Genomic DNA, 13,754 nt, shown 5'->3' with positions numbered 1-13,754 from the left:
TTGATTTACTGCTTTTTTAGTCTCTATCTATCACTTTCAGCATTTTCTCTTACCAAACTGCGGATTAATCGAACTAAACACTTACTCACTAAGGTAAATCATAATAGAATGGTCAATTAAAATGTACAATGTCGCCACCTCTCATTTACATAATATTTCCAAAGTGAGTTAGTTGATTAAGTTAAGGTAAAATGCATGTCGAATGAATTACTAAGGGTTGCTGCAGCTAAATTAAAAAAAGCTATCCCCTTAATGCTCAAGCACCATATTCCTACTACACCGACTAATTACGCTTTGTGGTATGCCTATGTTGGTCAAGGTCGTCCCGAGCTGAATCGGCAGTTAGATGAAGTCGTCACTCAATACCACACTTGCCCGCCAAGCCATAGTGAACGCCTACACCAAACGTATTTCGCTGATCCCGTTGAGCTGGATGTAATTGACATGCGGCAAAACCTCGATGCGATGGTGACAGAGCTGTCTCAATCATTAAAAGACACCAACAGCGACGCTCATCAATACCAAAGCAAAATTAATACTAATTTTGACAAATTAAACAAGATTGAAAACGAAGGTTTCTCTATTGATGAGGTGTTATCGTTAGTTAAAAACCTAGTAAGCGACGCTTTTGATATTAAAAACAGCACCCAGCATTTTACCGAGCAATTAGCACATGCACAGTCAGAGATAGAACAACTTAAGTATCAGCTAAAGCAATCTGAACATGAAATGTATTTCGACGCATTAACTTGCGCATTAAATAGAAGAGCATTTAATAAAGATATCAGGGGACTCGTTAATCAATCTCCTGAAGGGTTGTGTTTAATCATTGCCGACATTGACCACTTTAAGGTGTTTAATGACACTTATGGCCACCAGCTTGGTGACCAAGTATTAAAAGCCGTCACACGCAGGCTTGATGAAAGCTGTAAAGAAGGCACCAAGCTTTACCGTTTCGGCGGCGAGGAATTTGCTATTTTGGTCCCTAAAAGTCAACTGAACAGAGTCAGACAACTGGCTGATTCTATGCGCCGTAGTCTTGAAAAGTTAGTTTTAAAAGATAAACGCAAAGATCAGCGAGTTGATAATATACGAGCCTCATTTGGCGTGGCCCAATACCAAGAGCATGACACCGACTCATCCTTAATTGAACGAGCAGCTAAGCAACTGTATGAAGCAAAGCGCCTTGGACGTAACCGCGTCATGCCGATGAGTCATTAAATGGGTTAAAGCGCTTTTTGTTACTTGATTATGTTATAGGTTTTAATTGCTCTCGCTAAATGGCCTCTACTTTATCAAGTGGTACAGCCGTGACCACATAACGCATTGGCCCACCTGCAACGAGGCTATCAAACGGATAGCAAGTCACAAGCGTTAACTGCGCTTGTCCAGTTTCTGCCATAACTGATAGGTCACTTTCATGCACCACTTGTATAGCATTCACTTGATACAAAACTTCAACGCCTGCCGCATTTTGTAAGATCATTTGCTGACCAACTTGCGTGCCTTTAAGTAAGGCAAAGTGGGTATCTCTATGCCCAGCAATTACCGTATTACCCAAGCTATTTACTTTTGCAGATGACAATAACTTCGCTGGTCCAAAAGCGAGATTACGTCCAGATGCGCCAGATAGCACGTATAAGGTCGGGTTATGCGCTTTATCACTAATACTGTTGCTCTGTAAGTTTCGCTGCTCACCTGCTACGTTTTTAACCGGCACGGTAATAAATTCAAGCTTAGCGACCGGGTGCGTGTCAGCCCATGACCAAGGCTTATGGTGTTGTTGGTCTTTCAAGGTTTGTTGCCACGCTTGCTCAATTAGATACTGAGCAAAGTATGCTTTAGCTTGCATGTAACCCCCTTGGGCTAAAAACGCTGCCCCTAAAATAAATAATATAACCGTAATGCCAATATGATAGCGCTGCGCTGTCCGTTGCAAAGCTTGAGCTGTGCAGCAAGTATGAGCCTGGTCAATTTTAATGGTGGTCATACGCAATCCTTTGCCATATGACGCTGTTGGTTTTGTTTCAACTTAGCGCGTTTTAAAGGGTGGCGTTTGCTGCTACCGCGATAAAATGACAAACCATAAAGAAGTGACAGTCCAAGTAATACCGCGCCAAAAAGCATAAACGCAACACTACTGGTAGCGGTTTGCGGCAATCGTTGCCACCCCTTAGGAGTGTGCGGCACCACGCGCGCGTCAGTAGGAGTAACGCCTTTTGACCGTACTGGAGTTTTATCGATTGCGACCAAACTGGTATACGCACTCATCACATGGTAATTGAGCGAAATAGCCGTTATATTGGCTTCAATTCTGTCTCGGTTTGCCCGCTCTTTTGACAATTCTAATGCCGCAATTTTTTTTCTTGCCCAAATCAGATCTAAGCCTTTTGCGGAGCTGTCCGTTGCAATCAACACTGGTTGCTGCCAAAGCTGACCGGCAAGTTTGCCACTTACCACCAGCTGTCTATCATCAAAGTCTGTCAATTTTATTGCGACCATTACCGGCTCATGTGCATATAAGTCGGGAATAGTTGCTGGCCAATAATCTGGAACAGTGCCATCAGCAAAGCGCAGTTCAACGTCTGTCACAGTGGGCTGCTGCAGTTTATCGAGCATTGCGACCATTTTACTTTTTACTTCTGATTGCTTACCTATATAAGTGTATGTACCACGGCCAAACTCAGCGGCTCGCTCCATAAAGTGGCTATTGGGTGCAGAGCCTATACCGACTGTAAACAGTCTGCTGCGCTGCAGTTGATTTCTAATTTGGTTAAATAACTGCGCTTCATTACCAACGGCTCCGTCGGTCACAAACATAACTTGCCGTAAACCTAGCCCTGGTGCAGCTTGCCCCATAGGTTGAACAAGGGCTTTATTTAACGCCAGCGCCATCTCGGTGCCACCGTCAGCATATAAGTTGCCCACATAACTTTTTGCCATTGCTACGTTGCGAGTATTTGCCTTAACCGATTGCTCTGAAAATGCATACACCTGTGAGTTAAACTGCAAGACATTAAAACTGTCGTGACTGTCGAGTCCCTCTAACGCATAAATAATGGCAGCTTTAGCCTGCTCTAGTGCTTCTCCGGACATTGAGCCTGAAGTATCTATCACCAAAATTAGTTCTCGCGCAGTGCCCACCGCTTTGATATTGCTTGCCTTGGGCGGCATGAGCATCATTAACGCATATTGCGTATTGGCACTGTGTTTATAACTAGATTTACCACTGCCAGCATTAGGATAACTTTTCCCCTGCTGACTAAAAGTGGCAACAGTTGGAGCATGGCCAACTTGTGGCCGCCAATTAAGAACAAAGTCACTATTAGCTTTAGCCGCAGTGAGGCTTATATGCGCTTTATTGTCTGTTTGATGACTCACGACGACTTGATGATAAGGGCTATCGATGTCATTAATTGGCATACCGGCATCAAGCTGTATATCAATATCTACACGGTTAAACGGTTTAGACTCGGTGTTATTCTCATCACTGATAGCGGTATCAACTGGAGCGGCATAATTAACATGTTGACTTTCGCCTTGATTAGCGAGCGCGAAAGCCGTGCTAGATCTTACCGAGCCTGGTTGGTATCGCGGCGCTGCCACCATCGGAAATCGCAAGCTAAATTGGCCTTGCTCATAATCCACCTGCTGTTGGTAATTTAGCTGCACTATTAATGTTTCACCGGGGGCCAAATTGGCCACTTTCGCACTAAACAGATTAGGCCTTATTTGTTGTAACAAGCTGGCTTTTTTACCCGCTTTTTGAGCTGCGTTAAACAGGGCTTTGGCCGTTTGCTTAGGCTTAATCTCACCTTCAATAACTCTGTCGCCAATGATTAGCTTAAGCCCATCAACAGCGGCAGAATTGGGCAAAGGAAACACATATTCACCATTAAGCCAAAGTGGCTGAGCATTATAAAACTCATGCCGCACTAATACGCGATTAGTCCAACCCGACACTTGCATACTGACCTCGGTGACCATTGGCAGTGACACTCTTTCATGTCCAAGAGTATCGACCGTTATCAAACTGCCCTGCTGAATATCATCAACTAGCAATCCTTTCTCACTCATCACATCATGCTCAAGCGGTTGCGCCGTGACGGTTAAACTCAGCAAAACATAAAGTGATAGAAACCAAAGGTACGGTAATGTTGGCTGGGGGCACATCCCCTTCATTTGCCTAAGCATGTTGTTGTCCTTATCAGCGCAAAGCGATCTAAAGTCGGTAAATCGCTTTGCGACATGAAGCTGTAGCGGGGTTAAAAACGTAGCAAAATTATCGAGCTGGGTTCGCAGCAAGCGCTTGATCATGTGACTGCAACTTTAGCGTCACTCGACGATCGAAAAAGTCATTTTCAAAGCTCTGCTCTGCCGTTAACGGTGAGCTCGCACCATAAGCTTGATGATGTAAGCGCTCGCTTGAAACACCTTGTTCAACTAAGTAGTTGGTCACTTCAGCAACGCGTTGTTCAGACAGCGCTTGGTTATAATCGTTATCACCGCGTCTATCTGCATACCCGGTTAAATCCAGTGTTAATTCTGGAGACAACGACATGGCGTACGCGACATCATCAAGCTGCAGTGCAAAGTGTGGCTCGATTGACGATGAACCCGTTTTAAATTGCACATTAAGCCCTAATGCAAGCTCAGTTAGTTTTTGCTCTTGTGCCATTTTTAGCTCAGTTAATTGCTGCTGGGCCACTTCATACTGTGCAGATAATGCCACCAATGATTGATTTTGCTCATTAAGCTCAACTAGTTGGGTATTTTTGCTGGCTAATAGCTCTTGCTGGATTTTGATTTCATCATCGTCACCAACAGATTTACCTAACAAACCTCCCGCTAACGCACCAATAATTGCGCCCACCGGCCCGCCTGCTAACGCTCCCACTACAACCCCCGAGCCAACACCAATCAGTTCTTCGTTATGGCTGCGCTCGGTATGGTCAACCATATCGATGCTTTCAGTTGCGCTCACTGGAGCTGAAAGTGCTATTGAGGTCATCACTAATGTTGCGATTACATGCTGTTTCATAATTTGTCCCTTTTCAGTATTCACTCTTATCAAGTGGTTAATGCCAGTGGCTAACTATTTCGCTATCAGTTGTTAAACCATCTGATAGTCAGTAATTAACCTGTGGCGTAATTTCAATACCGCTATTAAACCCGAGCCAAATGACGGTAAAAGGGAGCAAACGTGGCAATTTAAATATCAAATGTGGCAACAAAATGGCAATCGCTTGCACGACCTTTAAACAGCGCAAAAATGATGTATAGTCACAATTAATTACTGAAGTAACGCTATAAGTCAGCCACCATGAAACGAATTGCGATAGTAGAAGATGAAGTTGCCATTAGAGAAAACTATAAAGATGTGTTGCAGCAGCAAGGCTACTGCGTACAAGCATACGCAAACCGCCCAGAAGCCATGCGAGCATTTAATACTCGGTTACCCGATTTAGCAATTATCGATATTGGTTTAGAGCATGAAATCGACGGTGGGTTTACGTTATGCCAATCACTTAGAGCCATGTCGAGCACCTTACCCATTATTTTTTTGACCGCCAGAGACAGCGACTTTGACACTGTTTGTGGACTACGACTAGGCGCCGATGATTACCTCAGTAAAGACGTGAGCTTTCCGCACTTAATTGCACGCCTCGCTGCCCTATTTCGCCGTTCAGAACTTAAAGACAGCTGCAGTGATAACAGCCCCGTTATCGAACATGGCTTGTTATCCATTGATGTTAATCGTATGCAGGTCTATTGGGGCAATGCCCATATAGAGCTAACCGTCACTGAATTTTGGATGGTGCACGCCTTGGCTAAACGTCCAGGTCATGTAAAACAACGCCAAGAGCTGATGCAAGAAGCCAAAATATTTGTCGATGACTCGACCATTACCTCACATGTTAAACGGATCCGTAAAAAGTTTATCGCACAAGATGCTACGTTTAATTGCATTGATACCGTGTACGGCATGGGTTACCGATGGGACGCACAGAGTTAAGCTATGTTTAATTTACCTATCGGGCTGCGCGCAAAGGTCGGTGTATTATCGCTTTTTTTACTGTGTCTGCCCTGGCTCGGCTATGAGTATGTGTGGGAGATGGAAAAATACCTGCGTCTTGGCCAAGAAAAAACGCTCGAAGGAACCACTCAAGCACTAGCAACCGCCTTGCATGAACGACCAAAACTGTTCGACAGCCAAGCCAGCTTTTTAACTCAAGTTGAAAAAGGTCGAGACTTATATGCTTACCCGTTAGCAGGTCCTATTCAGCTCGATGGAAAGTTAAATGACTGGCAGCCTTATCGGCATCGTTCACTGTATTACGCAAATGATTACCAAGTGTATAAACGCGAGCAAGACACTCCATTAAACGTTGGCTTTACCCACATGGTGGGCAAGTATGCCGGTTATTTATATGGCTTTTTTGAAGTCACCGATCCGAGCGTTATTTACCGTGGGAAAAACAGTTTAAGTATTGATAGAAACGATCATATCGCGATTGCAACGCTAGCACCCGACGGCCAGTTTCGCCGTTATATTGTCGCGACCACCCAAGATGGTTGGATCAGCGCTTTTGAGCTTCCAGAAGACCCCGCATTAACCACACCAGTCACCCCCGAAGTCAAAATTCAAGGTCAATGGCATAAAACCGCTAATGGCTACAATGTTGAACTGCGGATCCCGCTGCATATGGTTGGTAGTAAATTAGGCTTTGCCATTTATGACGTCAACCAAGGCAGCGTGCGTCAGTTAGACGCAATTGTGGGTACATCAGCCATTGATGACGTAGCTAAACTCGGCACGGTACTCGTGCCCTCACCTGAGATAGAAAACATTATCAAAGGTATGGCGCACAACAGCTCACGCATATGGGTGGTTGATAAGCATGGTCGTGTACTGGCTAAATCAGGAGATATTCGCTCTGACAATAGTGTGTGGTCTCGTTCAACCATCGAAAAAGAAGGCACTAACCCTTGGGACAAATTCAAACAGCAATACTTGTACCCGCTGTATTATAAAATTCTAACCATTCCGTCTAAAGACTTTATCGACTCCTTGCAAGATTCAACCGTACTGCAAGGTAGCCATATCAATCTTGCTCTCAGCGGGAAACAAGGTTCAACATGGCGACTAACCCCCGATAGTAAAGCTGTAGTATTAGCCGCAGCAAGCCCCATTTGGATTGACGACAAAGTGATGGGCGTGGTGATTGCAGAAGAAACTACCCATGGGATCCGCACTTTGCGCAACAAAGCGTTAGAGAAGCTGTTTAATGTTATTTTGACCATTATGAGTATGGGCACATTAGCACTATTCTTTTTTGCCTCTAATATTTCTAGTCGCATTCGTAAACTGCGTGATGAAGCTGAACAAGCAATTGATACCCAAGGTCGCATCAAAAAAGCCATTAAAGGTTCTAAAGTGCGCGATGAGATCGGCGATCTTTCCCGTAGCTTTGCCAGCATTGTAAGCCGGCTCGGGCAATATACACACTACTTAGAAAACATGTCTTCGAGATTATCGCATGAGCTACGCACTCCGGTCGCCGTAGTGCGATCGTCGTTAGAGCACCTTGGGCTGCAAACGCTAACCTCCGATAGCCGAAAATATGTTGACCGGGCACAAGAAGGGGTCAACCGCTTAAATATGATCCTTAATAACATGAGCGAAGCCACCCGTTTAGAAGAGAGTTTAACCCATGCAGAAAAGTCACTTTTTCCGTTAGAAAAAGTCATTAGTGGTTGTATGCAAGGCTACCAAATGACCTACCCTGAGCAGTTATTTAAAATCGATATCGACTCACAACCCATGTGGGTCGATGGCGTTCCAGAATACATTGCACAATTGATGGATAAGCTCATTGCAAATGCATTAGAGTTTAGTCATCCAGGCAGTGCCATAGAAGTCAGCCTTAACTGCAGAGCCAAAACCGCCTACCTGTCCATTGCCAACACAGGGGCTGCTTTACCTGAAAATATGTCACAACAGATTTTTGAATCAATGGTGTCCGTTAGATCTCAGCAAGTACAAGATAAACCACACTTGGGGCTAGGTTTATACATTGCGCGATTAATCTGTTTGTTTCACCAAGGCAAGATCCGCGCCCGCAATCGCACTGGTAACCATGGGGACGAGTCTGGCGTAGAGATGTTAATTGAACTGCCCATCAGTAAAGAAAAATCCGTTTAATGGCGCTACAGGTCAGCCTAGCGCCCAAGCTTATTGCCTTTATTTTTGTCACTTTTGAGATATGAATTTACACTTCACTTTAGCCGTATAGATGTTAAGATGGCTAAAGCTCGAATACCTTACTGTGGAATAATTACCAATGAAAAAAGAAACGCAGATAGTCACTCTTGGCCGCGATAAAAAATGGACTCAAGGAGTCATTAACCCACCGGTTTATCGGGCGTCAACCATGATATTTGACACCATGGATGAACTGCGTTTTGCAGCCAAAAATAAAGCCAATGCCGAAATGTTTTATGGTCGCCGTGGCGGCCCAACTCACTTTGCATTTCAAGCTGCAATCGCCGAACTTGAAGGTGGTGTTGGCACTGCGTTGTACCCTTCTGGAAGCGCTGCTATCAGCAACAGTTTATTATCATTTTTAAAGGCCGGCGATCACCTACTAATGGTCGACAGTGCCTATGAGCCGACACGCGACTTATGCAATAAATTATTAGCCGGTTTTGGGATCACCACCACTTACTACGACCCCATGATAGGTGAAGGTATTCGAGAACTTATTCAGCCCAACACCAAGGTGTTGTTTTTAGAATCTCCTGGGTCAATCACCATGGAGATTCAAGATGTCCCAACCCTTAGCCGCATTGCCCACGAGCACAATATTGTGGTCATGCTCGATAATACTTGGGCGTCTCCTATCAACTCTCGCCCCTTTGAAATGGGCGTCGATATCTCAATTCAAGCTGCGACTAAATACATTGTTGGCCACTCTGATGTCATGATGGGCACCGCCACCGCCAATGAAAAGCACTGGGAAGCTTTGCGAGAAAATAGTTATCTGTTGGGTCAATGTACTTCTCCAGACGATGTATACCTTGCTAGCCGTGGCTTACGTACCTTGGGGATCCGTTTAGCTCAACATGAGCAAAATGCACTAAAAGTAGCTAACTGGCTTAATAGTCGCCCTGAAGTTGACCATTTACGTCACCCAGCATTTGACACTTGTCCTGGTCATGAGTTTTTCAAACGTGATTTCAGCGCCTCTAATGGTCTGTTCTCATTTGTGCTAAAAGAGGGCGATTTGCAAGCTGTGACAGCATTTGTGGAGAACATGAAACACTTTAAGATGGGCTTTTCGTGGGGCGGTTTCGAAAGCTTAATTTTGGGCGTATTTGGCATCGATAAAATACGTACCGCAACAAGCTGGGACAGCAGCAAACCACTTATCAGGTTGCACATTGGTTTAGAGAACACCGACGATTTAATCGCTGATTTAACCGCTGCGTTTGAACGTTATAATGCTGTCATTAATAAGTAAATTATAATGTTAACTGAATGCGTTACCTGATGATAAGCCGCACTTTTAGCGGCTTATTGTTTCAAAAATACAATGCTTTAGCTACAATAAGTAAACACAACGGTTATTGTACAAACAGGAACGCGATGCTCGTCAGCCTCAAAAGCAAAGGGTTTACATTAATTGAATTAGTCGTGGTTATTATTATTCTCGGCATTTTAGCCGTGGTCGCGACGCCATTATTTCTCGACTTTAGACGTGATGCAGAGATCAGCCGCGTTAACGCTATTGCCGCGGCTTACCAGCAAGCCATTACCTTTAGCCATACCCGATGGCAAATTCATGGCAGCAATAGCTCGATGAACGATTTACCAGGTTACGCTGGGGGTGAGTTAGATATTAATAATTTCGGTTACCCGCTAGGTATTGATAAAGGTAACCCTATGGGTCAGCCCACCAATATTGGTCAGGGCGAACAAGGTTGCGTTGACTTATGGAATACCTTACAAGACGACCCTGCCAGTGTGTCTTTATCTACTATTGATAATGACAGTGACTTTCAGGCATATCGTCACCAAGCCGACACCAACCCAACAGGACTGACTCAGTGCACCTATGTGCTGCGTACACTCAATGATACTGCCGGTCGTGAAACGGCTGAAATTAAGATAATCTATGATTCTGTTGCTGGTACTGTAGTGAGTGAGATTACCGATTAACCCTTATTCCGCTATGCTAAATAAATGGGCCTAACGGCCTGACAACATCATAAAAAAGCCGCCATTAAATAAAATTAATAGCGGCTTTGTATTTATTCGAATTGTCTTTTATTGAAGATAAACAAACAACCTGCCAAGCGGTATTTAATGAGTTGAACTTGCAGGCTCAACCCAAGCTTTAGTGCCATATAACGGCACTGTAGACAGCGCATGTTTGTGGCTACCGTTGGTTTCTTTGGTTGAGTAAGATAAATACAATAATGTTTGGTTCTCGGCATCATAAATACGACGTACTTTTAACGACTTAAACAAAATACTCAATGATGCTTTAAATACCACTTCACCGTTAGCGCTGGTATCTATATTGGCAAGATCTGCCGCAGTAATTGGTCCAGTCTGACGACAAGCAATACTCATATCAGACGGATCAGCCAAACTTAAGTTGGCTTCAATACGGCTTATATGGCAAGTCACTCCGGCAATTTTAGGATCTTTGCGCGCGTCAATAATCACATCTTTTGTGGTAAACATTCCAAGGCTAACTTTACCCACATCATCACCACAGCCGCTTAAGACGACAGCGGATATAACACCAATAATTCCGACTTTAACTCTGGCTAACTTGTTCATTAAATTTCCTTTTAGACTTATATACACGCACATTACCGTGAACAATAAATTAAGCAAACACTCTTTGCGCCCAGCGGGTTAAACCCGCGGTTACACTACCAAAGTGATCTCCGACAACAATCGGAATTTCCGGGAATAACCCAGAAATACGCTTATAAATTGCCGGGCTACGTGCAGTACCACCTGTTACGTAAATTCTATCGGGCTTAACTCCTGACGCTTCCAACGCTTCACGCATCAATGACTCAACTTTACTTAGCGGCATAGTTATCGCGCTTTCGAAATCAGCTTCGGTCACGTTGGCATGCAAACCGGTATCAATATAACCAAGTGGAGTATCGACACTGCTGTCGCTCGATAATGCAATTTTACTTTGCTCTGCACTGCGAACTAATTGATAGCCAAGTTGCTCTTTTTGCACTTTAAGTAAGCGTTTAATCAACGCTGGTTGCTGCGCGTCTTTAATTAAGTCTTCGATAAGTCGTTTTGAGTTTAAAGTAACAAACTCACGCTGCGCGCTAATATCGTTTACCGCCACGGCGTTCCAGAAAGGTTTACTCGGCACTGGCAGCTTGTTATTCATCAAGCTACCTAAGCCAAGGTGTGGCATAAAGGCCGCCATTGATAAAGCAATATCAAGATCGTTACCACCGATGCGTTGGCCACTATGGCCTAAAAAATCAACGCTGCGATCACGATTATCAATATGACTTGGCCCCATTTTTACCATTGAGCAATCCGTTGTACCACCGCCAACATCGACCACCAGCACGGTAACATCTTCATCTAATGATGCTTCGTAATCCATTCCTGCTGCTAGCGGTTCAAACAAAAAGTCGACATCGACAAACCCTGCACGATTGGCCGCAAGCGTTAAAATCGCTTCAGCTTGCTGGTTACTTTGCTCACCGCCAATTCCTTGGAAGTTGACCGGACGACCAATAACAGCATGGGTGATTTTACCATTGGTTGCAGCCATACTTTTTTCAGCTGCGCTTTTTATGTGCATCATCATTAATGTGACGATATCTTCAAAAAGTGCAATTTGATTCTCTCTAAGACCTGTCGCGCCTAGAAAAGACTTTGGCGAACGCACATAAAAGCCTTCGTCGGGCATTTCTAGGTACGCTTCAACCGCAGCGTCACCAACAAATACAGCCGGTTCATGCGGTAATAAATCTAGCTCACGACGAGCAAATGCAGCTTTACTTAATTGCGCTGAACGTAGGTGAGTATATTGAGCTTGTTGATCTTTAGGCAGCTGCTTTAACACAGCCTCAGCAATTAAATCTCGGTCCATTGCATAAAGCGTTGAAGTAAGATACTTGGCATCGCCATTCAGCGGGACCAAACTAACTTCTTCGCCCTGCATAACACCAATGGCACAATTAGCGCTACCATAGTCAAAACCTACAAACATGAACCGATCCCGTTAACCATAAAAAAGCCGTGCAAAATAGCACAGTCAATCCAGAGTAAAAAGAGCGTTTTTCAAATAAACGCTCCTAGCTGGCATTGAATGGTAATGCGCTTAAGTAAGCGTAAAATATTTAGCCTTTGTATTACAGGTTGGTAAATAGCATCACCGTAAAATGCAACTTTAATGGCATTTGTCAGTAATGCTCAGTTAACTAAGCAAGTCATGGTTAAAGTAACAAAACTTGCTATGGCTTGTTTAAACTGGGTTTATGAATGATTTTGCGCTTGTTTAAGTTGATTTTTTTGATTACGCCGCGCTTGAATAACCTCTGCAACATCGCTGCCAATATGGGCTTCACCGCGCTGCTTGGACAGTTGCACCTGTCGCTCACGCTCTAAAAACCGTTGTCGCTGTTTATCGGTTAACTTATCAATGCAATGCGGGCAACTGACACCTTGTTCAAACTGAGGTGACGCTTCCTCTTCTGCCGTGATAGGCATGCGACAAGCATTGCACTGGTTGTACTGCCCTTTTTCAAGTTGATGGTTAACCGCAACGCGATTATCAAATACAAAGCACTCACCTTGCCACAGGCTTTCTTGCGGCTCGACCTCTTCAAGGTATTTTAAAATTCCACCTTCAAGGTGATAAACGTCATCAAAGCCCTGCTCTTTTAAAAAAGCGGTCGATTTTTCACAGCGAATGCCACCAGTACAAAACATAGCGACTTTTTTATGTTTGGCAGGATCAAGGTTTTTCTTTACGTACTGAGGAAACTCTCTAAAAGTGGCGGTTTGTGGGTCAACAGCATCTTTGAAGGTACCAATTTTGACTTCGTAATCGTTACGGGTATCGACTAGCAAAACGTCAGGATCCGCAATAAGTGCATTCCAGTCCTTAGGTTTCACATACGTCCCTACCACTTTATTAGGGTCAATACCTTCAACGCCCATGGTGACAATTTCTTTTTTGAGTTTAACCTTCGTCCGGTAAAATGGCATTTCTGTATCAAAAGAGAGTTTATATATAATGTTATCAAGTCCGGGCTGCGCCGCTAGCCACTTTAGCAACGCTTCAATTGCTGCCTGAGATCCCGCAACGGTGCCATTAATCCCTTCACTCGCTAATAGCAAAGTGCCTTTAATCTCAAAATCTTCCATAACCTTTAATAATGGCTTTTGAATGTTAACGAAATCAGGCAGTGCAACAAACTTATACATCGCGCAAACAACAACTTTTGACATAACAACCTCTGTATTGTGCTAACTGAAGCTTAATCTTCAGTGCATCGAAACCAGTAATACGCAAATGTGATACGGCTCACACTTTTTTACCGAGAGTCTACCTCAATCGCACCAACACAAACAGGTATAAAAAGTAAGGTTATTTATTGGGCAAGTGTGACGTTACAGCGAGCGCGTCGAATTTATTAAGTGACAGTAAAAATTATAATTTTGATTGTTATTTGTTCGTAAAGTAATG

The 13,754-nt window shown here is 43.9% G+C and carries 11 protein-coding genes; 5 read left to right on the top strand and 6 right to left on the bottom strand.

Annotated elements, in window-relative coordinates; all coding sequences use genetic code 11:
• Window positions 1-195: 195 nt before the first annotated feature.
• Window positions 196-1,221 carry a GGDEF domain-containing protein gene (locus tag RGE70_RS07230; RefSeq protein ID WP_310470819.1) on the top strand — a complete coding sequence of 342 codons (1,026 nt, stop codon included), beginning with the start codon at window positions 196-198 and terminating at the stop codon, window positions 1,219-1,221.
• A 55-nt stretch (window positions 1,222-1,276) separates the two neighbouring features.
• On the opposite strand, the gene RGE70_RS07225 is transcribed toward RGE70_RS07230, so the two are convergent.
• From RGE70_RS07225 to pdsO, 3 genes are read right to left on the bottom strand one after another with little or no spacing between them, the layout of a single operon-like run.
• The gene (locus RGE70_RS07225; protein ID WP_310470818.1) at window positions 1,277-1,990 is read right to left on the bottom strand and encodes a class GN sortase; all 714 of its coding nucleotides are present in this window, start codon (window positions 1,988-1,990) and stop codon (window positions 1,277-1,279) included.
• Window positions 1,987-4,317 (bottom strand): marine proteobacterial sortase target protein, encoded by a 2,331-nt coding sequence (locus RGE70_RS07220; protein WP_375087912.1) that lies wholly within the window; start codon window positions 4,315-4,317, stop codon window positions 1,987-1,989. The genes RGE70_RS07225 and RGE70_RS07220 overlap by 4 nt, the downstream gene beginning before the upstream one ends.
• Window positions 4,283-5,041 carry a sortase-associated OmpA-like protein PdsO gene (gene pdsO, locus RGE70_RS07215; RefSeq protein ID WP_310470816.1) on the bottom strand — a complete coding sequence of 253 codons (759 nt, stop codon included), beginning with the start codon at window positions 5,039-5,041 and terminating at the stop codon, window positions 4,283-4,285. Before pdsO ends, RGE70_RS07220 begins: the two co-directional genes overlap by 35 nt.
• Window positions 5,042-5,323: 282 nt before the next feature.
• Between pdsO and pdsR the strand changes: the two genes are divergently transcribed.
• The 4 genes from pdsR (at window position 5,324) to RGE70_RS07195 (ending at window position 10,222) form a co-directional block, all read left to right on the top strand.
• Window positions 5,324-6,016: a proteobacterial dedicated sortase system response regulator gene (gene pdsR, locus RGE70_RS07210; protein ID WP_310470815.1), complete on the top strand. Its 693-nt coding sequence runs from the start codon at window positions 5,324-5,326 to the stop codon at window positions 6,014-6,016.
• 3 nt (window positions 6,017-6,019) lie between these two features.
• Window positions 6,020-8,206 (top strand): proteobacterial dedicated sortase system histidine kinase, encoded by a 2,187-nt coding sequence (gene pdsS, locus RGE70_RS07205; RefSeq protein ID WP_310470814.1) that lies wholly within the window; start codon window positions 6,020-6,022, stop codon window positions 8,204-8,206.
• Window positions 8,207-8,345: 139 nt separating this feature from the next.
• Window positions 8,346-9,524, top strand: coding sequence for a cystathionine beta-lyase (locus RGE70_RS07200; protein ID WP_310470813.1), 1,179 nt, complete (start codon window positions 8,346-8,348; stop codon window positions 9,522-9,524).
• A 125-nt stretch (window positions 9,525-9,649) separates the two neighbouring features.
• Window positions 9,650-10,222, top strand: coding sequence for a type II secretion system protein (locus RGE70_RS07195; protein WP_310470812.1), 573 nt, complete (start codon window positions 9,650-9,652; stop codon window positions 10,220-10,222).
• Window positions 10,223-10,366: 144 nt separating this feature from the next.
• Here the strand turns inward: RGE70_RS07195 and RGE70_RS07190 are convergent, their stop codons facing one another.
• The 3 genes from RGE70_RS07190 to trhO form a co-directional block, all read right to left on the bottom strand.
• Window positions 10,367-10,852: a CreA family protein gene (locus RGE70_RS07190; protein WP_310470811.1), complete on the bottom strand. Its 486-nt coding sequence runs from the start codon at window positions 10,850-10,852 to the stop codon at window positions 10,367-10,369.
• A 49-nt stretch (window positions 10,853-10,901) separates the two neighbouring features.
• Window positions 10,902-12,272: a molecular chaperone gene (gene yegD, locus RGE70_RS07185; RefSeq protein ID WP_310470810.1), complete on the bottom strand. Its 1,371-nt coding sequence runs from the start codon at window positions 12,270-12,272 to the stop codon at window positions 10,902-10,904.
• A gap of 266 nt (window positions 12,273-12,538) precedes the next feature.
• A complete protein-coding gene (gene trhO, locus RGE70_RS07180) occupies window positions 12,539-13,516 on the bottom strand; it encodes an oxygen-dependent tRNA uridine(34) hydroxylase TrhO (protein ID WP_310470809.1) in 978 nt (325 codons plus the stop codon).
• Window positions 13,517-13,754: the final 238 nt, after the last annotated feature.

The organism is Shewanella youngdeokensis (genome assembly GCF_033180165.1).
Classification (GTDB): domain Bacteria; phylum Pseudomonadota; class Gammaproteobacteria; order Enterobacterales; family Shewanellaceae; genus Shewanella; species Shewanella youngdeokensis.
Note: the sequence above shows the minus strand (reverse complement) of the source record. Positions and strands in the feature narration are given on the sequence as shown.

Coding starts and splice junctions, on each gene's coding strand:
- RGE70_RS07230 (WP_310470819.1), top strand. CDS start 196: ATGTCGAATGAATTACTAAGGGTTGCTGCAGCTAAATTAAAAAAAGCT.
- RGE70_RS07225 (WP_310470818.1), bottom strand. CDS start 1,990: ATGACCACCATTAAAATTGACCAGGCTCATACTTGCTGCACAGCTCAA.
- RGE70_RS07220 (WP_375087912.1), bottom strand. CDS start 4,317: ATGATCAAGCGCTTGCTGCGAACCCAGCTCGATAATTTTGCTACGTTT.
- pdsO (WP_310470816.1), bottom strand. CDS start 5,041: ATGAAACAGCATGTAATCGCAACATTAGTGATGACCTCAATAGCACTT.
- pdsR (WP_310470815.1), top strand. CDS start 5,324: ATGAAACGAATTGCGATAGTAGAAGATGAAGTTGCCATTAGAGAAAAC.
- pdsS (WP_310470814.1), top strand. CDS start 6,020: ATGTTTAATTTACCTATCGGGCTGCGCGCAAAGGTCGGTGTATTATCG.
- RGE70_RS07200 (WP_310470813.1), top strand. CDS start 8,346: ATGAAAAAAGAAACGCAGATAGTCACTCTTGGCCGCGATAAAAAATGG.
- RGE70_RS07195 (WP_310470812.1), top strand. CDS start 9,650: ATGCTCGTCAGCCTCAAAAGCAAAGGGTTTACATTAATTGAATTAGTC.
- RGE70_RS07190 (WP_310470811.1), bottom strand. CDS start 10,852: ATGAACAAGTTAGCCAGAGTTAAAGTCGGAATTATTGGTGTTATATCC.
- yegD (WP_310470810.1), bottom strand. CDS start 12,272: ATGTTTGTAGGTTTTGACTATGGTAGCGCTAATTGTGCCATTGGTGTT.
- trhO (WP_310470809.1), bottom strand. CDS start 13,516: ATGTCAAAAGTTGTTGTTTGCGCGATGTATAAGTTTGTTGCACTGCCT.